Source organism: Brevibacillus centrosporus (genome assembly GCF_003710815.1).
GTDB lineage: Bacteria > Bacillota > Bacilli > Brevibacillales > Brevibacillaceae > Brevibacillus > Brevibacillus centrosporus.
In genome coordinates this window covers 65,759-90,364 of the sequence record NZ_RHHP01000006.1, presented here as the reverse complement: position 1 = coordinate 90,364, position 24,606 = coordinate 65,759, and the positions used below count along the sequence as shown (strand labels likewise).

Annotated in this window: 24 protein-coding genes and 1 pseudogene; 9 read left to right on the top strand and 16 right to left on the bottom strand. The window is 50.3% G+C overall.

The window, feature by feature from the left end; all coding sequences use genetic code 11:
• Window positions 1-111 precede the first annotated feature (111 nt).
• Complete coding sequence (locus EDM55_RS07370; protein WP_122959978.1) at window positions 112-1,023, top strand: LysR family transcriptional regulator; 912 nt, start codon at window positions 112-114, stop codon at window positions 1,021-1,023.
• A gap of 33 nt (window positions 1,024-1,056) precedes the next feature.
• On the opposite strand, the gene EDM55_RS07365 is transcribed toward EDM55_RS07370, so the two are convergent.
• Together EDM55_RS07365 and EDM55_RS07360 are read right to left on the bottom strand one after the other, a co-directional pair.
• The gene (locus EDM55_RS07365) at window positions 1,057-2,898 is read right to left on the bottom strand and encodes an ABC transporter ATP-binding protein (protein WP_122959977.1); all 1,842 of its coding nucleotides are present in this window, start codon (window positions 2,896-2,898) and stop codon (window positions 1,057-1,059) included.
• Between the two features lies 1 nt (window position 2,899).
• Window positions 2,900-4,627: an ABC transporter ATP-binding protein gene (locus EDM55_RS07360; RefSeq protein WP_122959976.1), complete on the bottom strand. Its 1,728-nt coding sequence runs from the start codon at window positions 4,625-4,627 to the stop codon at window positions 2,900-2,902.
• An 84-nt stretch (window positions 4,628-4,711) separates the two neighbouring features.
• Here EDM55_RS07360 and EDM55_RS30815 point away from each other — a divergent pair, with 84 nt between their 5' ends.
• Together EDM55_RS30815 and EDM55_RS30810 are read left to right on the top strand one after the other, a co-directional pair.
• Complete coding sequence (locus EDM55_RS30815; protein WP_246070976.1) at window positions 4,712-5,281, top strand: FAD-dependent oxidoreductase; 570 nt, start codon at window positions 4,712-4,714, stop codon at window positions 5,279-5,281.
• Window positions 5,278-5,928 (top strand): flavin monoamine oxidase family protein, encoded by a 651-nt coding sequence (locus tag EDM55_RS30810; RefSeq protein ID WP_246070975.1) that lies wholly within the window; start codon window positions 5,278-5,280, stop codon window positions 5,926-5,928. The genes EDM55_RS30815 and EDM55_RS30810 overlap by 4 nt, the downstream gene beginning before the upstream one ends.
• Window positions 5,929-5,935: 7 nt before the next feature.
• Here the strand turns inward: EDM55_RS30810 and EDM55_RS07350 are convergent, their stop codons facing one another.
• The 5 genes from EDM55_RS07350 to EDM55_RS07330 form a co-directional block, all read right to left on the bottom strand.
• Window positions 5,936-6,403 carry a GNAT family N-acetyltransferase gene (locus EDM55_RS07350; RefSeq protein WP_246070974.1) on the bottom strand — a complete coding sequence of 156 codons (468 nt, stop codon included), beginning with the start codon at window positions 6,401-6,403 and terminating at the stop codon, window positions 5,936-5,938.
• A gap of 52 nt (window positions 6,404-6,455) precedes the next feature.
• On the bottom strand, window positions 6,456-8,558 hold the full coding sequence (locus EDM55_RS07345; RefSeq protein WP_122959974.1) for a glycoside hydrolase family 3 protein: 2,103 nt from the start codon (window positions 8,556-8,558) through the stop codon (window positions 6,456-6,458).
• Between the two features lie 14 nt (window positions 8,559-8,572).
• Window positions 8,573-10,273, bottom strand: coding sequence for a serine hydrolase domain-containing protein (locus EDM55_RS07340; RefSeq protein WP_122959973.1), 1,701 nt, complete (start codon window positions 10,271-10,273; stop codon window positions 8,573-8,575).
• A gap of 11 nt (window positions 10,274-10,284) precedes the next feature.
• Window positions 10,285-11,547, bottom strand: coding sequence for an exo-beta-N-acetylmuramidase NamZ family protein (locus tag EDM55_RS07335; RefSeq protein ID WP_170184404.1), 1,263 nt, complete (start codon window positions 11,545-11,547; stop codon window positions 10,285-10,287).
• A gap of 295 nt (window positions 11,548-11,842) precedes the next feature.
• Window positions 11,843-12,673, bottom strand: a complete 831-nt coding sequence (locus tag EDM55_RS07330; protein WP_122959971.1) for a DUF92 domain-containing protein — start codon at window positions 12,671-12,673, stop codon at window positions 11,843-11,845.
• 179 nt (window positions 12,674-12,852) lie between these two features.
• Between EDM55_RS07330 and EDM55_RS07325 the strand changes: the two genes are divergently transcribed.
• The gene (locus EDM55_RS07325; protein ID WP_122959970.1) at window positions 12,853-13,329 is read left to right on the top strand and encodes a GNAT family N-acetyltransferase; all 477 of its coding nucleotides are present in this window, start codon (window positions 12,853-12,855) and stop codon (window positions 13,327-13,329) included.
• 108 nt (window positions 13,330-13,437) lie between these two features.
• Here the strand turns inward: EDM55_RS07325 and EDM55_RS07320 are convergent.
• Window positions 13,438-13,731: pseudogene (locus EDM55_RS07320) on the bottom strand (S8 family serine peptidase); the annotation flags it as partial.
• 244 nt (window positions 13,732-13,975) lie between these two features.
• On the opposite strand from EDM55_RS07320, the gene EDM55_RS07315 reads away from it, so the two are divergent.
• Both EDM55_RS07315 and brnQ read left to right on the top strand, forming a co-directional pair.
• Window positions 13,976-14,173, top strand: a complete 198-nt coding sequence (locus EDM55_RS07315; RefSeq protein WP_246070973.1) for a hypothetical protein — start codon at window positions 13,976-13,978, stop codon at window positions 14,171-14,173.
• 217 nt (window positions 14,174-14,390) lie between these two features.
• Entirely contained in the window at window positions 14,391-15,761 is a 1,371-nt protein-coding gene (gene brnQ / locus EDM55_RS07310; protein ID WP_092265998.1) for a branched-chain amino acid transport system II carrier protein, read from the top strand.
• Here brnQ and EDM55_RS30805 read toward each other — a convergent pair.
• Entirely contained in the window at window positions 15,758-16,048 is a 291-nt protein-coding gene (locus tag EDM55_RS30805) for a hypothetical protein (RefSeq protein ID WP_246070972.1), read from the bottom strand. The genes brnQ and EDM55_RS30805 overlap by 4 nt on opposite strands.
• Window positions 16,049-16,402: 354 nt before the next feature.
• Between EDM55_RS30805 and EDM55_RS07300 the strand changes: the two genes are divergently transcribed.
• From EDM55_RS07300 to EDM55_RS07290, 3 genes are all read left to right on the top strand, one after another.
• Window positions 16,403-16,807 carry an EamA family transporter gene (locus EDM55_RS07300; RefSeq protein ID WP_170184403.1) on the top strand — a complete coding sequence of 135 codons (405 nt, stop codon included), beginning with the start codon at window positions 16,403-16,405 and terminating at the stop codon, window positions 16,805-16,807.
• Window positions 16,771-17,331 (top strand): DMT family transporter, encoded by a 561-nt coding sequence (locus EDM55_RS07295; protein ID WP_122959968.1) that lies wholly within the window; start codon window positions 16,771-16,773, stop codon window positions 17,329-17,331. The genes EDM55_RS07300 and EDM55_RS07295 overlap by 37 nt, the downstream gene beginning before the upstream one ends.
• 163 nt (window positions 17,332-17,494) lie before the next feature.
• Window positions 17,495-17,911 (top strand): VOC family protein, encoded by a 417-nt coding sequence (locus EDM55_RS07290; protein ID WP_092266000.1) that lies wholly within the window; start codon window positions 17,495-17,497, stop codon window positions 17,909-17,911.
• Window positions 17,912-17,941: 30 nt separating this feature from the next.
• Here the strand turns inward: EDM55_RS07290 and EDM55_RS07285 are convergent, their stop codons facing one another.
• The 7 genes from EDM55_RS07285 to EDM55_RS07250 all read right to left on the bottom strand — a co-directional run bounded on the left by EDM55_RS07285 (window position 17,942) and on the right by EDM55_RS07250 (window position 24,604).
• Window positions 17,942-18,316 (bottom strand): sigma-70 family RNA polymerase sigma factor, encoded by a 375-nt coding sequence (locus tag EDM55_RS07285; protein WP_246070971.1) that lies wholly within the window; start codon window positions 18,314-18,316, stop codon window positions 17,942-17,944.
• 84 nt (window positions 18,317-18,400) lie between these two features.
• Complete coding sequence (locus EDM55_RS07280; RefSeq protein WP_092266001.1) at window positions 18,401-18,853, bottom strand: VOC family protein; 453 nt, start codon at window positions 18,851-18,853, stop codon at window positions 18,401-18,403.
• A 297-nt stretch (window positions 18,854-19,150) separates the two neighbouring features.
• Window positions 19,151-19,423: an MFS transporter gene (locus EDM55_RS30800; RefSeq protein ID WP_246070970.1), complete on the bottom strand. Its 273-nt coding sequence runs from the start codon at window positions 19,421-19,423 to the stop codon at window positions 19,151-19,153.
• A 314-nt stretch (window positions 19,424-19,737) separates the two neighbouring features.
• On the bottom strand, window positions 19,738-20,289 hold the full coding sequence (locus tag EDM55_RS07270; RefSeq protein ID WP_092266002.1) for a dihydrofolate reductase family protein: 552 nt from the start codon (window positions 20,287-20,289) through the stop codon (window positions 19,738-19,740).
• A gap of 750 nt (window positions 20,290-21,039) precedes the next feature.
• A complete protein-coding gene (locus tag EDM55_RS07260; RefSeq protein ID WP_122959967.1) occupies window positions 21,040-22,419 on the bottom strand; it encodes a DJ-1/PfpI family protein in 1,380 nt (459 codons plus the stop codon).
• Between the two features lie 153 nt (window positions 22,420-22,572).
• Window positions 22,573-23,991 (bottom strand): sensor histidine kinase, encoded by a 1,419-nt coding sequence (locus tag EDM55_RS07255; protein WP_246070969.1) that lies wholly within the window; start codon window positions 23,989-23,991, stop codon window positions 22,573-22,575.
• Entirely contained in the window at window positions 23,924-24,604 is a 681-nt protein-coding gene (locus tag EDM55_RS07250) for a response regulator transcription factor (protein WP_122959966.1), read from the bottom strand. The genes EDM55_RS07255 and EDM55_RS07250 overlap by 68 nt, the downstream gene beginning before the upstream one ends.
• Between the last annotated feature and the right edge of the window lie 2 nt (window positions 24,605-24,606).

Here is a 24,606-nt window from a genome sequence, read left to right as displayed (position 1 = left end):
TTCCTGCTTTATACTATCATTGACAATTCATATTGTATAATTTATTGTATTCATGATTTTCATGCGTTTGGGTAATGATTTGAACACATACATCTCATCGGGAGGACGCCTATGGAATGGCAGCAGCTCGAATATTTTCAAACACTCGCGCGCATCCAGCACGTCACCCGCGCCGCAGAGTCCTTGTCTCTGTCACAGCCGGCCCTGAGCCGTTCCATCGCTCGGCTGGAGGATACGGTCGGCGTTCCCCTCTTTGACCGCCAAGGGCGCACGATCGTACTGAACCGTTACGGCCAGCTTTTGCTGAAACGGGTCAACCGCATCCTGAAGGAATGGGAAGACGGCAAGCAGGAGCTGCAAGACTTGACTCACCCTGAGCACGGAGAAGTCTCGATTGGCTTCCTGCACACGCTGGGAACGAGCCTGATTCCCGATCTGATCGGTGCCTTTCGCGCGCAGGCTCCCCAAATCAGCTTTTCCCTCATGCAAAACCACAGCTATTCCCTGCTTGAGCATCTCGACGCCGGTGAGCTGGACCTCTGTCTGCTTGCTGAGCCGACGGAAACGAAAATGAAGATACAATGGACTCCGCTGTGGGAAGAGGAGCTCTTTGCCATCGTCCCCATCGGACACCGCTTGGCGGATGCCGACAGCATTTTGCTGAAGGAGCTGGCAGATGAAGCGTTCATTTTCTTGAAAAAGGGCTATGCGCTGCGCCGCACGACAGACCGCCTGTTTGATGACATCGGGGTTAAACCGCGCATCACCTTTGAAGGGGAAGAAGCGGCTACTGTGGCCGGACTGGTTGCGGCCGGTCTCGGCGTATCCCTGCTTCCCGATCTGCGGGGAATCGATAAAAGCAAAATCATTTACATCCCGATCCGCGAGCCGCAATGCCACCGGGTGATCGGCATGGCGCTGATTGAGGGTACGTACTTGTCCCCTGCCTCCCAGCGCTTCAAAGACTTCGTTCTCGCTCATTTTGGGCGTACAGAAAAAGGAGCTGCCTCCAATCACGAGTAGTGTCGGAAAACAGCTTCTCTCATCCCCTCTGCCTCACTCCGCCGAGGCTTGCAGGTTTTTGAACTGGTTGAAAAACAATTGATGGTAGACTCCCTGTTGCTCGATAAGAGACTCGTGACTTCCTTTTTCCACAATCTCCCCGCGATCCACGACCATGATCGTATCCGCATCCCGAATAGTATTGAGACGGTGCGCGATGACAAAGCTCGTGCGGCCCTCCATGATCGTGAGCAAGGCATCCTGAATGTGAAGCTCGGTACGCGTATCGATACTGCTCGTCGCTTCGTCCAGGATGAGCAGTGAAGGCTTTGCGAGTATCACACGGGCGATCGCGAGCAGCTGACGCTGACCCTGACTCAGATTTCCACCGTTTTCCGTCAGCTGTGTATCGTAGCGTTTGGGCAAGCGATTGATAAAGACACTCGCATTGGCCATGGCAGCCGCTGCCTCGACTTCTGCATCTGAAGCATCTGGTTTGCCGTATTTGATATTTTCCTTGATCGTCCCCGAAAACAGATACGTATCCTGCAGCACAAAGCCAAAGCTGCGCCGCAGACTGTCACGGGTGTACTCGCGAATGTCTTTGCCATCCAGATAGATGGTCCCGCTCGTCACATCGTAAAAGCGAGTGAGCAGGTTCACCACCGTGGTTTTTCCTGCCCCTGTTGGACCGACCAGCGCGGTCGTGCTTCCTGCCTCGGATTCGAAGCTGACGTTTTTCAAGATCAACTGATCCGGTTTGTACCCAAAGCTGACATTTTCAAAGACGACATGCCCTTTTGGCTGGGAAAGCGTCTTCGCATCTGGTACATCTTCCGGCTCCTCCTGCTCATCCAGCACTTCAAAAACCCGCTCCGCACCAGCTACGCCTGACTGCAGGACGTTGAAAATATTCCCGAGGTCGTTGAGCGGCCGCACGAACTGACGTGAATAGCTGAGAAAGCTGGCGATCACACCAACAGTAATCATCCCTTTGACGGCAAGCACGCCGCCGACCACCGCCACCACGGCAAAGCCGAGGTTGTTGATCACGTTCATGATCGGCATGAGAAAGCCTGACAATATCTGAGCCCGCATCCCGATCCGGCAAAGCTCCGTGTTGATCTCATCAAATTCCTGCGTAGCCTTATGCTCGTGGTTAAACGCTTTGACGACTTCGATGCCGGAGACGGTTTCCTCGATATGACCATTCAGCTTCCCTAGCTGGATTTGCTGGTTTTTGAACAGTACGCTGGTCTTTTTTGCAATGGTGCGCGTGAGTAAATAGACGAGCGGCACGGTAATCATACACGCAATCGTCAGGATCGGGCTCAAGATGAGCATCATGACCAGCGAGCCCACGATCATGATCGCCCCGGACATCAGCTGTGCTGTTGATTGTGAAATGGAGTTGCTGACATTGTCGATATCGTTGGTCAGCCGGCTCATCAGCTCTCCGTGTGGACGGGAATCGAAAAAGGCGACAGGCAGCTTCTGCAGCTTTTCAAACAGCGACTTTCGCAGGTTTTTCACGATCCGCTGGGAGATGCCTGCCATCAGCCAGCCCTGCAAAAGCGTCAGCGCTCCGTCGAGTATGTACGATATCAAAAGGGCAAGCACCGTGACCCCCAAAAGTCCGAGCGTCGCTTCTCCCCCCGTCATCGCATCCACGGATTTTCCGATCAAATACGGCGCCGACAGCATCAGCAGCGCATCTACCAGCACGATCAGGAACACGAGCGGAAGCATGCGCTTTTCCTGGTCAAACGCCTGCCACAGCCGGCGAAGTGTCCCTTTGAAGTTTTTTGGCTTCACCACAGGTCCTCTTGCCCCATGCCCGATGCCACGTCCGGGCCTGCTCGGAAAGACCGGCGGCTGTTGACTTTGCTGGGACATTCTATTGCACCTCCTTGCCGATCTGGGATTGGAAGATCTCCTGGTAGACACGGCAATCCTTTAGCAAGCTCTCATGGGTCCCGATTCCGACCAGCTCTCCCTGATCCAGCACGACAATCTTGTCCGCATCCATCACCGACGTAATCCGCTGTGCGATTAATAGGCACGTCAGACCTTGAGCGTACTCACGCAAAGCCTCTTTGATCTTCGTCTCTGTCGCCACGTCTACCGCACTCGTGCTGTCGTCGAGAATGAGAATCTCCGGTTTGCGCACCAGTGCCCGAGCGATGGAGAGGCGCTGCTTTTGTCCCCCGGAAAAATTGATGCCGCCCTGTCCGACTCTTGCCTGATAACCGTCCGGGGTACGCTCGATAAAGTCGTGGGCCTGTGCCATTCGGGCTGCCAGCTCCATTTCCTCATCCGTCGCCTCGTCCTTCCCCCAACGAATGTTTTCCTTCACTGTCCCGGTAAACAGCACCGTCTTTTGTGGGACGATGGCCATTTTCTCGCGCAGCAGCTTCGGGTCCACCTCTCGGACATCTACTCCATCCACCCGCACGGTTCCCTTCGTGGCATCGTAAAAGCGCGGGATCAGACCGACCAGGCTGCTTTTCCCAGAGCCCGTCGACCCGATAATGCCCACCGTTTCCCCCGGCAGGCAAGAAAAGGTGATATCTTTTAAGACACTCTCTCCATGCCCGCCTTCATAGGAAAAGGATACATGCTCGAAGTCGATCCGTCCCTTCCCATCTCCCTGAAGGCTTCCCTGCTCCTTCCAGGTCATCCGATTTTCCTCGGCAAACACTTCACCGATGCGCCCTGCTGAAGCTTTTGCCCGCACGAACATGTTGAACACCATGGAAATCATCATGAGCGAAAACAAAATTTGCGTCATGTAGTTTGTAAACGCGATGATGTGACCGACCTGCATGTCTCCTTGCTCTGCAGCCAAGCCTCCCATCCACAGTACAGCCACAATCCCCAGATTGACCGTCAGCATAATGGCTGGACTGAAAATGGACATCACGCGAGTAGCCGAGATTGACTTGGTCTGAAGCTCCTCATTTGCATGGCTGAACTTGTCGACCTCAAAATCGAAGCGGTTGAACGCTTTGACGACCCGAACCCCGGACAAGTATTCCCGCATCACACCGTTTACCCGATCCAGCGACTGCTGTACTTTCATGAAGAAGGGAAACCCGATTTTCATGTTCAAGTAGATAAACAGACCCACAATCGGCACGACCACGGCCAGCACCACAGCCAGTCGGGGATTTAGCTGTGTCGCCATGATCAGACCGCCAATGCAAGTGAGCGGTGCCTTCACGAAAATGCGCATCATGCCGTTGACAAATACCTGCACCTGGTTGACATCGTTGGTCAGCCGGGTCACGAGAGAGGCACGATCGAACCTGTCGATGTTCTCAAACGAAAGGGACTGGACCTTTTTAAACAAATCCGATCGCAGCTGAGCTCCGAAGTTCTGTGAAACGTAAGTGGACAGCAGGTTGCGCATCGTGGCGGCGACTGCACCGATCGCGGTCACGCCCAGCATCAGCCCCCCGGTCGACAGCACGTAATTCAAATCGCGCTGCGCCACACCCACATCGACGATTCGCGACATGATCGTTGGCTGCAGCAGGTCGCACACCGCTTCCAAGGTTAAAAAGAAGAGGGAGACACAAAAAACGACTCCGTATTTTTTGATGTATTTGGTGTATAAACGCATGTCCTCACCCCATCCTCACAATTGCACGAAAAATCCTACTCTATCACATCATACCACTCGGGATTTGAAAAGGGGGTTTTTGGGGTGGGGGTTGGCGGCCGTGTCTTCACCCTTCGTTCTCCTTTTCATGATGGTGGGTATATTGAGGCTGGGGCGATGCGAATTCCTAGCACCCACTTATTGACGCTGGAATACATCTCGAAATTTCGTCTCCCCCTAAACGAGTTTATTAACACGACACCCAATGATCTGTTCTATGTGAATGGAGTTAAAGCACGTCGGTGGATGTATGAAAAAAAGCCGAGCATCCTTCGTTTTCCGGTAGCTCCCAAGGAAAGAGGGAAGACGGCTGTCGAATTAGCTCAGCTTGCAGTTAAGCCTATCACAGACTTTATCAATCAAGATCCTGAAAAGCATTGGCCTATCATCATCAAAGAATTTGATAAGTACTCCATGGAGCTTTTTTTGCTTGACAATCCCGTGGGCGTCTCTTTGTCCGCAGCGGCCGTAAACATGATCAATGTGATGTCTGGCTTCGAAGGGTTCCCTGAGCTTTCCTTCCTGGAAATCTTGCGCGACTTTATCCTCTTCACGCCTTCTACTCGGTTTTATGAAATCTCATACAGGACAACATTTATTTCAACTGCAGGATGACCAAAATCAAGGGCAACGGGAACAGCGTAGCGATTGCTGGCGATTTTACCGACCGGGCAAAGCCGTTTGAAGTAACGGCGGATCACGCCATCATTACGGTTCCGTTTACCGTCCTCCAATTAGTAGAAGTGGAGCCTAACAACCTGTTTTCTTATCACAAATGGAATGCCATTCATCAGCTTCACTACGTCTCCTCCACCAAGATCGGCATCCAGTTCTCGCGTCGCTTCTGGGAAGAAAATGGATTGTACGGGGGGCAAACAGTCACAGACTTACCGATTCGCCTTTCCTATTATCCCAGTCATCATTTTGGCGGAGCTGGTGGTGTTGTCTTGGTCCATTTGTCGGAGGAAGAACAGGTCGGGAAGGCACTGCAAGTCTTGGCTCGCATACATGGGGAAGTCGTTTACGAGACTTTTGTCACAGGGACTGCGCATAACTGGGTGCTGCAGCCATTTGCGGCTGGCGCTTTCACCATGTTCAAGCCTTTTCAGGAAACGGAATTGGGTCCCTACATCTCTACTCCAGAGGGTAGAGTCCATTTTGCGGGTGAACACGCTTCAGATTATCACGGCTGGATCCAAGGAGCGATACAATCGGCGATTCGAGTCGCGGTTGAGATTCATTCCAGCACTCGGTATGCCTAGACTCGTCCTACACATATTTTCTTTCCAGCAAATGCTTCAGTTTTTCTCTGACTTCTGACCATTCCGATCGAGTATGCTCAGCTTGTTCGAAGCAGTATTGCAGCAGGAGGTACTTGCATTCTGTATTGACTCTCGTTCTCCAGTAAGCAGGAGAAAGCCATGTCCAACCGATCTCCGCATTGCGGTTTGTCACGTCGATATCGCCTATGCGCGTGGTACCGATGACTTCGCCGGACACCTTTTCCAGGATAGTGAAGGGGATATGCGTTCCCTGCTTTTTTTGCTCCAATGCCAGGCTGATGATTTCGTCGAGATCTTTCTCCGACGATATTTTCCGCCAGGTATACTCCCAAATTTCCGGATGATGTAAGGCTTTACGCAGCTCTTCTCGATGACTTTCCTCCAACGGAACTAGAACAATACTGGCTAAGAATTTTAAATTCTTACTGTACAAAAAAAGAAGACACGGCCTCACAGCCGGATCTTCCTTGCTTTCAATTGTTTTATTCGATTTCCTTTTCAGAAGCTCATGGCTGGTAGGATAAGCCGTGGCCAAACTCGTAAAGGGCGCCACCCTTGCCATCCGGGATCGTCACTGGCAGCTTGCCGGTTGGGTTGTTTTTACCAAAAATCGTGTCTGCCGTTGCGGCGAAGCTTGCATTTCGGAAGCCGTACTGGGCGAGATAAGCATCTACTTCCGGATAAGCCATGATGTCGTACGGATTGCGGATGCCGACAGCGATTACGGGTTGATCCGTTTTCTGGATGATTTGCTTGTAAATGCCCATCAGAGCGTTATCTGGTGCCCGGCCTTTGACATCGAACGTATAGGAACCGATGATCACAGCGTCTGCCACCTCCACCAGCTTCGCTTGCTCGTTGGTCAGTGCCTCGCCTGCGATTTGGATCGTCGCTGTATTGGCGTGGTGTTTTTTCACGGCGTCAGCCAGACTGTCGATGTAGGTCGTCCCTACCACCACGATCTTTTTGTCTTCCAGAAGCTTAAGTGGCAGTGCGCCACTGTTTTTGACCATCGTTACGGAGCGGGCTGCAGCTTCAGCCTCTACTTGCTTGTTTTCAGCAGAGCCGATGATCGCCTTGGCACGCTCGATTTGCGCGTCTGCACCTTCTGGATTTTCTGCTTTAAAGATTCCCCGCTTCACCTTCAATGTCAGGATGCGTTTGACGGAATGCTCAATCCGCTCTTCGCTGATCTCTCCCTTTTTCACGGCTTGGAGAACACCCGTCGTTACCTCTTCCAAACCGATCGGCATCAGCACGATATCTACGCCCGCTTGCACGGCTCGAATTGCCGCATCAACCGGTCCAAAATGATCAGCGATTGCCTGCATATTCATGGCATCCGTCGATACGACGCCATCAAAGCCGAGTTCTTCGCGGATCAAGCCTGTGATGACCTTGGGTGACAGCGTGGCAGGCAGCGCAATCTCCGTGCCGTCCTTTTTGGAAATTACTTTGGTGTCATCGATTTTCGGGAAGGTGACATGCGCCGTCATGATGGCATCGACGCCCGCCTCCATCGCTTTTTTAAACGGAAAGAGCTCCACTTTTGTCAGACGGTCTTTGTCGTGGGGGACTTCCGGCAACCCCAGATGCGAGTCGACGGATGTATCGCCATGACCTGGGAAGTGCTTGGCTGTGGCCGCGATCCCGTTTTGCTGCAGTCCTTTTACGTAGGCAACACCCAAGTCGCTGACCAGCTGTGGGTCTTCTCCAAACGACCTGACTCCGATGACCGGGTTGTCCGGATTGTTGTTCACGTCCATATCGGGAGCGAAGTTGGTGTTGATCCCGAGGGCAGCCAGCTCTTTGCCAATGACATCTCCCACTTGCAGAGCCAGCTCCTTCGAACGCGTAGCGCCTAGCGCCATGTTCCCCGGCATATCTGTCCCTTGCTGCAAACGGGTCACGATCCCACCCTCCTGGTCTATCGTTACCAGGAGGCCGTATTTATCTGCTGCCAGCTGATAATCATGGACAAGGCGTATGGTCTGCTCCGTGTTGACCACGTTTTCACGGAACAAAATCACCCCGCCGACCTTATATTTCTTGACCAGTGCCTCGATTTCCGGCAGCATGTTTGTCACGTCCTTGCCGTTCCATTTGCGGAAATCGGGCATCATCATCTGCCCCACTTTTTCTTCCAGCGTCATGCCCGAGATTGCTCTGTCAATGATCTGGTAACGCTCCCCTTTTTGTTTCACGACCGTTACCTTCTGCTCTTCCTTGTTTTTGTAATCGAAGGCGATCCGGTCTTCAAACTTGCCGTCGGTCACGGAGATGAAGGTTCTGCCGGGATGCTTGGCGAAGCTCACGATGCCTTTTTCATCGACTGCCGCCACGTTTTTGTTCGAGGTTTTCCATTTCAAGCCTACGGATGCTTTCTCAAAATGACCGTCTCGGTAAACATGGAGCGCTTGCAGCTGCAGGGTGTCTCCTGCTGCCATGCCCCATTCCGCTTCAGGAGCGTTCAGACTGATGATCAGATCGACAACATCTGTCCTCTCTTCCGCATTCGTTTTCACAACACTCTGTGAATAGAAAGCCTGACTGAGCAGCAAAGCAAGTACCATCAGCAGCGCACTGATTTTCTTTCTCCCAACCCTCATGGCTTCATCTCCTCTTATTTTCCTTCTCGCGACCAGCCATACGACAGCCAGTCGAGATCGATTTCATGACCCGCTTCATCTTTCACTTCCGGATCATGGACAAACCAGCCCCGTCCATTGACGGTCGCATCAGTCGCATAGCGAAAACGGATTTGCTTCGTCCCGGAAGGAAGCTCCCTTGAGACGTTTTCCCAGTCGCTTTCTCCCGTTGCGGCATGGCCTACCTCAGTCCAGTTCTTCCCGTCCTCAGATGCTTCGACGTAGCCGAAATCAGACTCGTTCTCCATCCGGAACCAGGTATCATAGGTGAGCGTTCCCCCGTCTTCAAGGTCTACCTCGGCGGTTAAGGTGTGTTCCTGTTCATCGCCGACTCCTGCAAACCATGCTCCATCCTTCCACGGGATCTCCACTGGTATCGCCAGGGCAGCCTGACGGGCTACTCCCCTCCGGACTGGATTGGTGGAAACGGTATTGCGCGTAGGATGAACGCGGTTGGTGAGAACGATGCATATGGTTTCGTTGTTGGGACTGACCACGATCGAGGTGCCTGTGTATCCGGTATGCCCCATCGTCCTGCTGTCGCTCAAGGCATCCATGTACCAGCCTTGATACAGCTCCCAGCCAAGTCCATGATCATCTCCCGGGAACTCGGGAATCTGGTTTTCTGCCATCAGCTCGACCGATTCTTCGGAAAGAATTCGCTTCCCGCCGTACTTGCCACCGTTCAGCATCATCTGGGCAAAAACCGCCATGTCACGTGCGGTGCTGAATACTCCTGCGTGTCCTGCCACACCGTCCAGCGACCAGGCATTCTCATCGTGTACTTCTCCCCAGACCATCCCTCTTTGTGTCCATGGCTGGAATTCGGTTGCAGCGATCCGTTTTTTCAGGCGCTCTGCCGGATTGTAAATCGTATCGGACATGTCCAGCGGCTTCGTAATGTGCTCACGGACGTACTGATCCAAGCGCTGGCCTGTCAGCTTTTCCACCAACGCCCCCAGTGTAATCAGGTTCAAATCGCTGTAGACGTAGTTGCTTCCCGGGCGGTTGACGAGTGGATGGCGCAAGACGATTTCCATTCTTTCCTCCCTGCTGTCTCCCATTTGGTAGAGCGGGATGAACGGTTCAAATCCAGAGGTATGGGTCAACAGCTGGCGGATGGTCACCTCTTCCTTGCCGTTGTCAGCAAACTCGGGAAGGTAGTCAGCGACGGGATCATCCAGGTCGAACCTGCCTTTTTCGTACAGCTGCATAATCGCGGTGGAGGTGAACAGCTTGCTGACAGATGCCATATCGAAAATGGTGTCCGTATCCATTCGTATAGGCCGATCCAACGGCGTTTTTTTATCATCGGCGTACTGCGCGGAGAAGCCGTACGCCTGCTCTTTTACGATGACTCCGCGGCGTGCAACGAGCACGACAGCGCCGGGCATCACGCCCTCTTTCATCGAAGTTTCGATGAGTGAATCGATCTCTTTTAGCGGCGCGGCGGTCATGCCAGCTGCGGAAGGCTTCCCTGGACGCAGCTTTCCGTTGCTTGTGCCGGGCTTATCCCATGGATGGGAGAGAGGGCGTTTGACTGGCTTGTTTTTTTTCTCCTTCTTCTCGATAGACGGGGCATCCCCATCCCCCCGTTTTGCGGCGGCTGCCGGAACAACCATCGCTCCCCAAGCCATACTGACACATAGACTGGCAATGGCAATCCGTTTTTTCATCGGAATCACTCCTAGTGGTAGAGCAGATACGTCTTGCGCAGCTGCTTGAATGCGTTCAGCTCAGCTTGCCAATCTGCGATGATGTCGTCCACAGATGCTCCTTCGTCGATCGCTTTGCGGACCTTGTCCGTTCCCATTAGCTTGTCGATCCAGTTGTCGCTGCGCCAGTCAAAATCATTTGGGTACAGCTCTTTCAATTCCACCATGATAGTAAGAGCTGTACGTATCGGGTCATACTTCTCGCGATCTGTCACGTAAATCTGCAGTCCGCCGACGTTGATACCGGCGTGCTTGGAGAAGGTAGGGTTGAAGTACGCTTCCCGAAAAGCTACGCCTGGCAGATTCAGACGATTCATTCGCTCCGCTATCTCCCACCCTTTAATGTACGGGGCACCGACCAGCTCGAACGGACGAGTGGTTCCGCGGCCTTCGGAAAGATTGGTTCCCTCGAACAGGCAGTTGCCTGGATAAACCAGCGCAGTATCAGGAGTAGGCATGTTGGGCGACGGCAGCACCCAAGCCAGTCCCGTCTCGTCATACTGCATGTCCCGCTTCCAGCCCTTCATCTGGACGATTTGGAGATCTGCCTTTTTCCCTATCTCTTTGACAAGGAATTGCTCATTGAATAAAACAGCGAGCTCTCCCACCGTCATGCCATGGCGGACAGGAATCGGATAGATGCCCACGAATGACTCGTAAGCAGGATCGAGAACGCTTCCCTCTACCTTCTCCCCGCCAATCGGATTGGGCCGATCCAGCACGATGAAAGGCTTGTCCTCCAAAGCTGCCGCTTTCATGGCGTAGGCCATCGTGGAAATGTACGTGTAGAAGCGCGAACCGACATCCTGGATATCGAACAGGATGACATCTACATCGCGGAACAAAGGGGAGATTTCCTGCGGTGTTTTTCCGTACAGGTTATAGAACGGCAGTCCTGTTTTTGGATCTTCGTAGGTGCCAGGGACCGATCCCGCCTGCTCCGTTCCCCGGATCCCGTGCTCCGGACCGTATACCGCTACCAGATTCACGTTCTTTGCGAGCAGCGCATCCACATCGTGCGTCAGATCCTCCGTTACTCCCGTCGGGTTCGTGATGAGCCCTACTTTCTTCCCTTTCAGCATTTCGGGCTTTTCAAGCAACAGCTCGATTCCCGTTTGGACAGCGGGACCACTCTTTTTTTCCTTGGCTAAACCAAGATCGGCAGCTCCTGCAGCAGTCAGCGTGCAGAACAAAACGAGTGACGACAAATAGCGAAGCCAGCGAGTCTTTTTCAAAGCACGATCACCTCCACTTTTCGTAGAATACAAGGGATGAACGGCCACTACCTCCTCTCCTACATAGTCGAGTCTGGTGCGCTCACACAGAATCTGGAAGCATCTACCATCGATGATAAAGGTTTCATTCTGTTTTTTCGTGGGAATCATTTACCAAATTTTCTAACAAATAAACCGTCATTCTCTTGATTTCATAGTTCTTTCTATCTACCATGAATTGGAAATCACCACATAAAAAAACCGGAAGACCCTAGCATCGCTTGACGCTGCAAAGTCTTTCCGGTTATTTGCCTGCTTAGGCGAGTCCGAGCGCGAGTGCCAGCAAGATGGCCGAAACGCCGCCCGCAATCGAGCCTGCGATATTGACGGCATCGTTGTTCCAGCCAGTGCGACCTCGTGTCCGCACAGCTTGCCTGCCGCAGTGGCGGTCCTGCTCGATATCGCGACCACACACATCGCAACGGTACATTTGCTGCCAGGTCGCACCAATCCATGAATCCGCCAGCGCCCCAATCATGCCAGCCAATCCGGCAATTCCGGTCCAGGCAAAAGGTCCAAGTCCGCTCGCAGCCGTATCCGGTGCAAACGGGGTCACCGCCAGCAGCAGCCAGGCTACAGCACCGATAAAGAATCCTCCCGCCAGTGAAGCACCCATGCCGAGGCCAGAAACACCTCCGGACGTCCCCGGCGGAACGGGGCGTCCTGTCTTGATCGAGATCGGCGGTGTCCGACTCAAGCCACCGATCTCGGTAGCCCACGTATCAGACGTGACCGCCGCCATCACACCGAGAAAGGCATACCACCAAAGGGGATGGGGACACATCCAATTGGCCGCACACAGCAGCATCCCCAGACCTCCGTTGGCCAGCACCTGTCCAGCATCGCGCCTCCCACCCTTCTCATAGCCGATCTCTGCCTCTTCTTTTGCATGCCTTTTCCATTTGGACCACAGGGTCGAAGAGACGAAAAAGGCGATCAGACATCCGAACCAGATCGTGCTTCCCAGTGCGTACATCACCGTGCCCACAATCACTGCCGCTGTAAAACCGGAGCCGGACAGCGACCGTCTTGCATAGGCCATGCCCGCAATACCGGCGCTGCAGGCCAGCCCTATCAACCATTCCAAAATACGCCGCCCTCCTTTGCTATAAACTATTATACTTGAGCGCACGAGACTAGGACCTTTCTTTCTGATCCTAATCTGACGCTGATTTTTACGAGAAGAGATCGCCTCATTTTAGTGTATGACCTGCAGCGTGTATAAGCTAAAATAAACGTTAAAACCTTGGGCGAGGTGAGGGAAGCATGGATATTTTGATCCGAAGTGCGCAGCCAGATGATTACGCATCGTTATTGTCTTTGTTTTGGCAGGTTCATCATTTGCACGTTGTAGAGCGACCAGACCTATACAAAAAAAACGCGACTCCAGTAGGAGAAGAGTTGTTTCATAACCAGCTGAAGGATGATAAGCAGCAGATCTTTGTAGCTACCCTGGGAAATGAAATCGTCGGCGTCGTAGTTTTAAAGGAAGAAGAAATACCCGAAAATTCATTTGTGAATGCGAGAAGGATCTTACTGGTTGATAGCTTATGCGTGGCTGATTCGCATCGGAAAAAGGGCATCGGAAGTAAACTGCTGCAATATGCTTTTGACTTTGGAAGAGGCTTGAAAGTAGATAGCATTGAATTGGGGGTAATCGAGGCGAATCAAAATGCGATCCATTTCTATCAATCTATGGGAATGACAACGAAAAGCAGGAAAATGGAGTTTCGCTTGGACTAACCGGGAGCTGCTACAAACAACAGCGGCGGCCTCAGACTTTCCTATCCGGTCTGCGGTCGCCGCTGCTTCTTTATTCTATTTACTCTGGTGCTAATTGGCGCAAGTGATTCAGGACCGCACAGCCCTGGCAGCATTCACTCGTCCAAATTGCCAGAAGGTACCCGTTCCCGGTATTGGATCTGAGGTTGTCTGAATAACGCTCTGGATCTGAACGTTCGTTTTTCCCTGAGAAGCCAGCAGAGCAGTCAGGCCGGCGACGTGGGGAGAAGCCATAAAAGTTCCGCTCAGATAAGCGTAGTAACTGCCGGGATAGGTGGACAAGATATTTTCTCCGGGAGCAGCCACATCCACCCAGCGGCCGTAGTTGGAGAATCCAGACTTCGCGTCATTGGCGTTGGTCGATCGTATGTATTCGCGATCATTTCAAACTTATCCGTATTTCCCATTACTCCCTCTCCCATCTGTCTAGCTAAAATCCTTGCATCCAATCCGATTCTATCGAAGCACTTGCATTTCGTCTCCAGTCTTATTCACGTCCGTCCACCGTCTGAACCTGCTCGGCTGTGACTCCGCTGGCAGAATTAGGCCATCGCCTCAGAGCATTCACCTAGATTAAACATATACTGCTCGGGAAGGAGGAGTTTGTATGCACCATCCCGATTATCCCAACCTGCCGTATCAATATGATCGGCAGCTGAACCCTGTATATGCCGGTAAGACCTTTCGTTATGATTACGAAGATGGCAATGTATTTATCATTGATTTCTTCGATCGCACTCATCGCCATGATTTAGGGGTTGCGGGACCACATAAAGGATTTAATGGCTATCGCTTCTCATGGTGAACGCTCCCTGCTTTTCCTTTCAAAGAAGCTGCCGAATTCGCATCGGCAGCTTTTTTCGTTCTCCTAAATACTGAAATTGTAATGTTTCCATAAAGGCACTATAATGAATTTCGTTGTTCAGAAAGCTGGACGTTCATTGACAGTAAAATTTGAATTTTTTGCAGTCAGCCGTACGGTATTTCATTGCTTCCAGGTTCAGGCTGATAGGAGGATTTTTATGTTTCAAAAAGTGCCGTTTTCTTTTCTGGTGATTATAGGATTTATGTTGTTTGCCTTGTTTTTTGGAGCCGGTAATTTGATCTTCCCGCCTATGCTCGGTCAATTGGCAGGAACAAATGTCTGGCTAGCCAATGCAGGATTTCTAGTTACAGGCGTGGGATTGCCGCTCCTTTCGATCATTGCCTTTGTTTATTCTGGACAAGACGACTTACGTTCGTTAGCAAGTCGTGTTCATCCACTATTTGGTATGATCTTCACGGTTGTTCTTTACTTGGCTATCGGTCCCTTTTTCGCAATCCCTAGGTCCGGCAATGTATCCTATGAAATCGGGGTCAAACCATTCCTATCTGACCAGGCAGGTTCCATCCCGCTCATTCTATTCACCATCCTGTTTTTTACCACTGCATGTCTCTTATCTCTCAATCCTGTCAAGATCGTCAGTGTGGTCGGGAAAATTCTAACCCCAATCAAATTGACGTTTATCGGATTTATCGTCATTACAGCCGTGATCCGTCCGATAGGAGCACTGCAGGCACCATCGGAAGAGTACTCGAGTCATGTATTTTTCAAAGGCTTTCAAGAAGGCTATTTAACCTTGGATGCTCTCGTCGCTTTTGTTTTCGGGATCATTATCGTGAATGCCCTTAAGGAAAAAGGAGTTACGACCCAAAAACAGCTGTTAGCCACGTGTGCAAAGGCGACATTGATCGCCGGCACGCTCCTCGTGCTTTTTTATTCGGCTCTCTCCTATATGGGAGCTTCCAGTGTGGAAAAATTGGGCCATTTAGAAAACGGAGCCGAGGTTTTGGCTAAGGTTTCGAGCTATTATTTCGGTTCCTACGGTGCCATATTATTAGGCTTCATGATTACAGTGGCTTGCTTGACCACAAGTGTAGGGCTCATAACCGCTTGCTCTTCCTTCTTCCACCTATTGATTCCGACTGTCTCTTACAAAAAGTTTGCCGTTATTTTATCGGTTTTCAGTACACTTGTCGCAAATATCGGACTAACGCAGCTGATCAAGGTGTCCGTTCCGCTCTTAATGACGATGTACCCGATTGCGATCTCCCTCTTATTCTTAACCTTTCTACACAGAGCATTTCGTGGTTGGTCTGAGGTGTACCAAGGAAGCTTGCTTTTCACCTTGATCATCAGCTTGTTCGACGGCCTGAATGCGGCCGGCGTGCACATCGCCGTCATTGAAAACTATTTCACTCAGTATCTTCCCTTTTATGAGGTTGGCTTAGGCTGGCTGCTTCCCTCTCTCCTAGGCGGCTTGTGTGGATACCTGTTTCGCGCATTCCGCAGAAGCAGCTCACCTCGCCCTCGGACGATCCGGTTGCAGGATGGAAAAAGCAGAACCCTCTAGACACTCGCGTCTAGGGGGTTCCCTTCGCTTAAGTCCTCATGTATTTCGATCACTCCTGTAAGACGAATGATCGAAAGCCATACGTCCAATGATGAAAAGGTCCCTTTGCCCTGGAATCCATCGAGCAGGACTCGAGCCACTTGATTGCGCGTCTGTACTGGATGCCGGAACGCCGTTACTTTTCCGCCACCGTCTGCGACGATCATGACATCCTCGGTCAGCAGAGACAGCACATGATCGACGTTCCCTTGCTCGAGCGAGGTGAGGAATCGGTTGACCCATTCCAATTGCCGAGCAGTTCAGCCATTTCCGAATAATCAAAGCCCAAGCCTTCACGCAGGACAAAAGATCGCGGCGGGCAACCGTCGTCTCGAGCGTTTCTGTCTCCGACGTCCGAACCGGTTCGGGAAGCCACGGACCGACGCACACTTCCCACCTTTTCCGCGCCGACTTCTGCTGATTGAGGCAGTGATTGGCATGGCCGCCTCCGATGATGATGCCTGTCATGTCGTTCATTTCCCTCAAATAAATACGTATGAGAATGCCTATTTTACGGACCCAAGATTTTTTGGTGGAAGGAATAGGATGGCGGACTTTATACTAAAGAAATCGGAATTTTCAACGAAAGGATGTCCGGGATTGTGCAAAACTACCTGAAATCCCAAAGTGCATTTGAAAATAGTCTCCATAAGTGGAGAAGGCTCGCCCAAAGCATATGGAATTCCCACTGGACGGCGGACATCTCCCTGCTGCTTATTGCAATGATCTGGGGCTCCAATTACATTGTCATCAAGGGAGTCGTAGAAACGGTCCCCGTCTTCCAGCTGCTCTTTATCCGGTTCACGCTTACTGCACTCATTATGCTTCCTTTTACCTTCAAAGTGCTGCGTCATGCCGACCGTTCCGCCTGGACCAGCGGCATGATTCTCGGGCTAATCCTCGGTGCTACCTATTTCCTCGAGACTTTCGGCCTGACATCTCGGCTTCCAATGCCGGCTTCATCATTGGCATGTATGTCGTCTTGGTCCCCGTCCTCGATCATGTGATTCATGGAAGGCTGCTGAAGATTTCGTTGGCAGGTGTCCTGCTTCTCTCTATCACTGGGACTACTCTCTTGACGATGAAGGACAGCTTTGACCCCAAAATCGGGGATGTGCTGGTGCTAGCTGCCGCATTCGGGTATGCGATTCAGATGATCATGGCGAAGAAGCTGACAGCAGGAAAGACCATGGATTCACGTGCCTTGACCGTCATTCAATTTTCCACAGTCGCGATCGTGTCCGGCTTGCTTTCTCTTTCCCAGCCCTCCTCCTGGAGCTATCTGACCCCATCCTTTTGGCTTGCGATCGGGTACCTGGTGGTGTTTGGAACCATGTTTGCCTACTACATTCAGCTGGTCATGATCCGTCGCACTTCTCCTTCTCGGGTGGCACTGTTGATGAGCAGCGAACCAATGTTTGCCGCCATCTTTTCCATCCTAATCGCTGGCAAGCATCTCTCCATCTGGCAGTTTATCGGAGGGGTGTGCATCATCACTGGGATTCTTTTGGGCAGGAGATTTCAGGAGTAGAGCTACTGTGGAATATGGCGGGTATCCCAACTCAATACCAGGTTATTTTTCAAAATTTACGCTTCCGAATCCACGAGACCGATGAATTTCCGGATCGACTGCCGTCTATATAAACAAAGGCATAAATGAACACAAACTAATTTGACGAAGAGGTGTTTTGAAAATGGCATTAACGTCCGCATTCACGAGCTTCAACCTGCCTGTAAAAAACGTAGAACAATCGAAAGCGTTCTTCACCGGACTCGGATTCGAGCTCAACCCGCAATTCCCCGAGAACGAGAATTCAGTAGCCATCGTGATCGGTGACAACCTGCAGGTCATGCTGATCAATCAAGCGTTCTTTCATACGCTCACGGAGAAGGAATCCGTCGATACGAGCAAGTATGCGCAGATGACGATCGCATTGGCCTTCGAGAGCCGGGAAAAGGTCGATGAAATCGTGAATACCGCGCTCTCCTTGGGCGGGAAATTGCACGCTGAACCTGAAGATCATGGGTTCATGTATCATTGGGGCTTCGTGGACTTGGACGGCCATCTGTGGGCCATTAACTACATGAACATGGACCCGGCACAAGGTTAAGGCTAACAGAGAGCACGCTCGTACTAGGGTTCAAAAAGAAAGACGCCGGGCGAGCCGATCTTCCGGATTGCCCCCAAAGTCGGGAGACGGCCAGATCCAGGCAGAGTCCGGCAGCGTGTCGCGCGGCTCGACGATGGCGACGGCTGGATCGAACAGGTCAACGGGAAGCGCGCGGCGTTTGGATTGTCTCAGCTTGTCCAAGCACAGGTTGGATGCAATCCGATAGACCCAAGTTTTGAACGAGGAATCCTGTCTGAACGTGCTCCAGCTCTGCCAGACCCGAATACTCGTCTCCTGAACGGCATCATCCGCATCGTCCATGGAGCCTAGCATTCGGTAACAGAACGAGGTTAAGCCCGGCTTCAAGCTTGCAAATAATGGTTCGTCAAATGCGGTCTCGTTCATCGCGGCCTCCTTTAACGATCTCCCCGAGTAAAAAAGCTCGCCCACAGGCAAGCCAGTAAAGACTTGTTATAAAACGTCACTCCCTTATTTATTCCCGAGTTGTTCTGCCAGCCCGATTAGAATTCCTTCAGCTCCACGAATGTAGCAGAGCCGATATGAGTCCTTGTACTGAACCACTTCGCCAACGAGCTGAGCGCCACGCTTAATAAGTCTGGATACCATTTCGTCAATGTCTTCAACAGCGAACATGACGCGTAGATAGCCGAGGGAGTTTACAGGAGCAGTCCGGTGATCTGAAATAGGAGGAGGGGTGAGAAATCGCGAAAGCTCAAGTCTGCTGTGGCCATCTGGGGTAACCATCATCGCAATCTCTACACACTGAGAACCCAGTCCGGTTACGCGACCAGCCCATTCCCCTTCGACAGTGGCTCGCCCTTCGAGGGTCAAGCCAATCTCCTCGAAGAAAGAGATTGCGTCATCAAGGGATTCTACAACGATGCCGACATTGTCCATTCTTAGTAATTTGTTTTTTGCCAAAGTTTTATCTCCTTCTATGTTAAAATTGACTACCTGATCATCTTCCTAATTATTCTCATCAAAAATTACAAATTCCTTCCAAACAAAAAACACCATGTCACCGTATGTTCATTGAATATTGAAATGATTTCACACGCAGCTGTAAAAATGGGGTGAACAACAACGTACAAGCTGAAGCTAACAATCCAAAACCACCCGCAAGTAAAGCGAACCGTAAACCCATTGTCCCCCCTATCATCCCTCCAAGTAACGAACCTAGCGGCAAAGACCCCCACGAGATAAAGCGAAATGTAGCATTCACACGACCTTGAAAAAGTTAGCGGCGACTAGAATAGGCCGCCGAGGAAATCTGTCTATCCATACACCAGCGAACAAACCGAAAATGATAAATGGCGCATACTCGGCAAAACCGAGCAACCCCATTTGCATGGGACTGGCCCCTAAATAGAGAGCTGCCACTAATGGCATTCCTAATAAAGCAACCTGAGTCCCAAACTGTGATGTCGTTTGCCCAATCCAGAGTCTGCGAAAATCTGCGTTCTTTAACAATCCTTCCACCTTGCTGCTCATGTTTGTTCCCCCATTTTTCGTCACAACTAATTGCCTTTTTTAGTATAGGGGAATATAAATTTCAAGATCTTGCGCTTTCATTACCCTACCGTTTGTGCAGAAAAGGCAGCCGGTTAATTCTAGTGCCTTTCCACATTGTTATTGCACTATCAAACTCGTTCGCTTAACAAACCGATGTTGGGTAGTCTAATTTACTCCGCTCCTCGTATTGACCTCCTGTTCAACCGTAGGCAGCTTGTCACAACAGGTGGCACAGCGGAGGAAAGATCTGTTTGTCGGTACATTACCTGTATCCTCGGTGATCAGCCAAGCAGTCAACGAACGGGCGTGTAGCTGAGCAGCACGACGCCGGAGCTGAAGGGTTTAGTCCCGGTCAGCTTCAGATTCAGTCGATCATGAACTCCCCCCAATAATTGGGGGCCACGTCCGGCAACGATTGGATGTACCAGCAAGTGATACTCATCCACCACACCTAGTTGTGCCAAGGTGGAACCGAGGCCGGGACCGCCGTTAACGAGTAGGTTCTTCCCTTCTGCCGTAAGCTGTGGCACCTCTTCGGAAACTGGCCCCTTCAACAAGAAAGAGTTCTGCCACGACACGTGATCCAGCGTTCGCGAGACAACGTACTTGGGTTTCTGATCAAGCTTGCGTGCGAAGTCGACCATGAATTGAGGTCCGTCGCCGCTGCTGGCTATCGCTGGCCAGAAACGCTCCATAAGCTGGTAGATTTCACGTCCAAAAAGCAGACCATCTGACTGGTCCATCACGTCCACCGAATACTGGTGGAGCTCCTCATCTGCAATCATCTGCGTGTGGTCACAGCAACCGTCCAGTGTCACATTCATTTGCAAGATTACACGTCCCATAAGCCGCCTCCTTTTTGTCTGCATTTTATCATCCAACACAAGACCGTGTTTCTCTTGGATTGCTAATGTGCACAGTCCTGCTCCATTACTTTCATCTAAATGCCACCGCCGTTTTTGTCAGATGTTCAAACTAAATCTTGGGAAAAAACTTTGGTGAGGTTTGCAACAAGAGACATTGAGGAAATCCAGCGAATCTCCTAAACTATAATTCTGTCGAAAACAACTTATGTAAATCAGGACATATATAGCAGTATAATTTGATTGCCCATTGTAATTCTTGTTTCTTTTCCGTTGATGGAACGCCGTGTGCGATGAAAGTCGCTCGCACGGTGTGGGCTCGAACGAAACCCTTAGCAGAATGGGATAAGTTGAGAATAGCAATAATGCGCCCATAGTTTTAGGTTCAGGAATTCCGGATGTCACTATCCCTCCTAATGGAATGTCTCAACTTCTTTCTCTTACAGATTATTTTGATGATCTCGATGGAGACAGCCTAACCTTTACCATTGAGTTTGAATTTGGAACTGGCTTTGTATACACTTTCAACAATGATATTACAAGTCCAAACTATGGAAAAATTGTATTTCATGATGCTCCGGGTAATTCGACCTATGACATTGTGAAAGTAACAGCAAGCGATAGTAAAGGCGGTATAGTGACAGACCAGTTCGAGGTAAGGATATCCTGATTCTCATCCATCAACGAACCCTTAGGGAAACCTAAGGGTCCTTATTTTGCGTTAACAACTTCTCAACTCCCCTGCCCATTTTGATGAGGACCTCTCTTCCCTTTTCGATTAATGAATCGCCTATCAATAAGGAAAGCAGTCAGAAATGCAGCTAAACCAAGCAAAACGGAGATACCGAAAGCTTCATAGGAAAACGGACTGCCTTCGTATGTTAAATGGGTGGCACGGTATTCCAATCGCTTGGCACCATATTTAGCGGTTAGGACGTCTTCTTGTTTGGCTAAATCTTCAAGTGGAGCATCAAAGATAAATCGGTCAGCGGAGCCGCTGTGAATGAACTGTGGCACCACGTTGTTACTCTTTTCGTTCCACTGGCTGACATCTTCCGCAGCTAAAGACTCCGCCTCCACCCCGGGAACGAACATTCGATCCAGCTTCGGCGCATTCGACATATGATATCTGGAGACTAGGTTAAGGTGATACTTCGTGACGATAGGCTGCTTGGCGTCTGAAACGGTGTGGACCCTTGTTGTTCCAGAAGCGGCATACGTATCAAAAATTGTCGCAAGTGCACCGTCATCCATCCCGTTATACAACAATACCCCTGCGTCCTTTTTGCTCCATTGGAATGCTTGGTTGAACCAAAAAATCAATTCGGTTCCATCCACATAATAAGGATCTACCTTCGGATTTTTTACGAAATGATAAAAAGGGTAATTCATCTCTTTTGCTATTTTTTCCGCTGTAGATTCGCTCACTTGCTGGGAGATCACATAGAGCACAGCATCGATTCCTGAGGTGAGAGCTGCTGAAGAGACGATATTCCCGTCTTCGACATAACGCACATCCCTTCTCCACTTTGTTTCAGGATAGTTATTGATTTCGCCATAATCGAAGCTTTTCCAGTCTGTGATTGCTTCTTTCCCTTTTAATAGACCTGTATCGGCCAGATTCACCGCTCCAGCGCAAATGCTTAACAGCTTCGTATCCGCATGTTTTTGAATCCATTCCCGGACTGGTTTATACTTGGCTTCGTCAACTCTAGGCATGGCCGGGATCACTATTAGGTCGGGACTTTTTCCTAATAAGCGATCCAGTTCATCAAAAGAATAGTGCGGCATCAGATCCAAACCGCCAGAAAGTGTCTTCACATTTTTGTCCGGGGCAACTGCATAGACGTTATAAGCCCCCGTCATCGCGAACATTTCATACGGAACCATGAAATCAAAAACCTCTGTCGTCGGATTGGATAACATGACTGCTACTGTAGGATTTTCCGGATGATGCTCAGGGACGCTCACCTCTTGTAAAGCAGGCATCGAAGTTTGCCGAGTGGGGAGCCAATATCCCTGATTGGAGTGAATATACCCAAACGCACCGATCCCTCCGAAAAAGATAACGAGCGTTATTCCATAGACAACGATACGTAATAATGATCTCATCTCGATTCTCCTCTGATCCTAATTTTTCGTATTTGTTTCCTCAAATTACGATAAACCAGCTCCATGAACTGAATATGAACGGATAGGATAGACAAAAAAATACCGCCCCCCGCGGGCGATATTTTTCCTTTAGAAAAATCGTAGGTTGGTTTGCTAGTTCTCACGCGGTAGTGCGACCGTAAAAATGGTTCCGGCACCAAGACTGCTAGACACATGGATTTCTCCGTTATGCATTTCTATGATTTGCTTGACGATGGATAAACCAAGCCCATTTCCCTTTACAGAGCTGCTACGGGCTTTGTCCACTTTATGAAACGGCTTGAAAATATCAGCAAGTTCTTCTTGAGGGATCCCGATCCCACTGTCTGTGATAGATACGATATTTTGCTGTGCTTTCCCCATCGATTGGATGCGTATCGTCCCGTGAGGCGCAGTAAATTTGATAGCGTTGTTCAGCAAGTTAATCCACACCTGATCCAGTTGATCTTTGTCCGCATGAACGGTTATGGCCTCAAGATCAACAACCATGTTGATTTCTTTTACGGTCCATAAAGGCTCCAAAGTGATGACAGCCCTCCGCAGCTGCTCATCCAATTGGTAGGTAGTCACCTTTAATGGATGCTGCTCCTGCTGTAAATAAGAGAGCTGAAGCAAATTTTGCCCCAAGCGGGATAACCTCTCGCTCTCCTCCTCGATGATCGTCAAATAACGCAGACGCGTCTCTTCGCTCATTTTCTTCTGCTTTAAAGCTTTCGTAAATCCTGAAATGGAAGTTAACGGTGATTGAATCTCATGAGAGACACTTGAAACAAAGTCTTGACGCATTTGATCCAGTTTCGCCAGCTCTTTTGCCATCTCATGAAAACTCACGCTTAATTGACCAATCTCATCCCTACGATTCATGGGGAGGCTCGCCGAATCGAAGGTCCCTTTTGCCATCCTCTTCGTCGCTTCCGTTAACTGCATGATCGGATTTACTACATAGCGGGCGGCAATCAAAATCAGAAAGCTGCCAATAAGCAGAACAAGAATATATAATGCATGAATCCAAGGCATATTTTCTTGCTCTTGCTCTACCGTATTCTTATCCAATGTGAGAAACAAAGCGTAGGGATCACCTTTCACGGAAAGAGGAACCCCTACGATTGGGAGACCGTGCGTTTCTGCATCGAGACTGCGTGCAATATCGCCACCAAGCACCTGCTGAATTTGACTCTGTTCCACATGTATGGGCTCTTTTTCTTCAAGCTGGGGCACACCTTCTTTATTGTATAGTTGGATCGTATAAATAGAGAGACCAGAAAAACCTTGCACAAATGATCCCAACTCAGCAGAAGAGTTCGACTGATATGCTTCGATGATGTTTTTAGCGTCTTTCGCCAACGTTTCTTCTATAAAATGATGCGTCCGCCCTTCAAACATCCAGGTGCTGATCAAAAAAGCTGCGAACAAGCTCAGCATCACAATAAAGATAAAGACCAATACGACGCGGGTATACAGCGATTTAATCCGGACGCACCTCCAGACGATAACCAAGTCCCCTGATCGTGACGATGCGAAAATCAGACTCACAGTCAGTAAACCTCTCCCGAAGCCTCTTAATGTGAACATCCACTGTCCGATCGTCACCTTCATAATCGATACCCCAGATGTGTTCAATCAGATGGCTCCTTGTAAATAACTGCCCGGGATTACTGCCCAGTTTGTACAGCACCTCGAATTCTTTCATGGGAAGTGTCATGGTTTGTCCATTGCTGTAGATGACCTGATAACGCTTACGATCTAATGTAATTGTGCCCAGCTGTATCTCGCTTGCAGTAGAGATGCGGTACCGCTTTAGCAAAGCCTTTACCCGAAGAACCAGCTCCACCGGATCAAATGGCCTCACCAAATAATCATCCGTGCCGAGTTTAAATCCTTTTATGCGATCAGTGGCTTCCCCTTTCGCGGTAATCATCAGGATGGGCATCTCACCAAATGCACGGAGATTCTCGCATAAGACCCAACCGTCCATTTTCGGCATCATTATATCGAGAATCACCAGATCCACGATATGATTTTCAGCGTATTGCAACGCTTCCTCCCCATTCGATTTCTCGATTATTTCAAAGCCCTCATCCTCCAAATACAAACGGACCAACTCTCGGATATGAGCATCATCGTCTACCACTAATACCTTTGCCAATG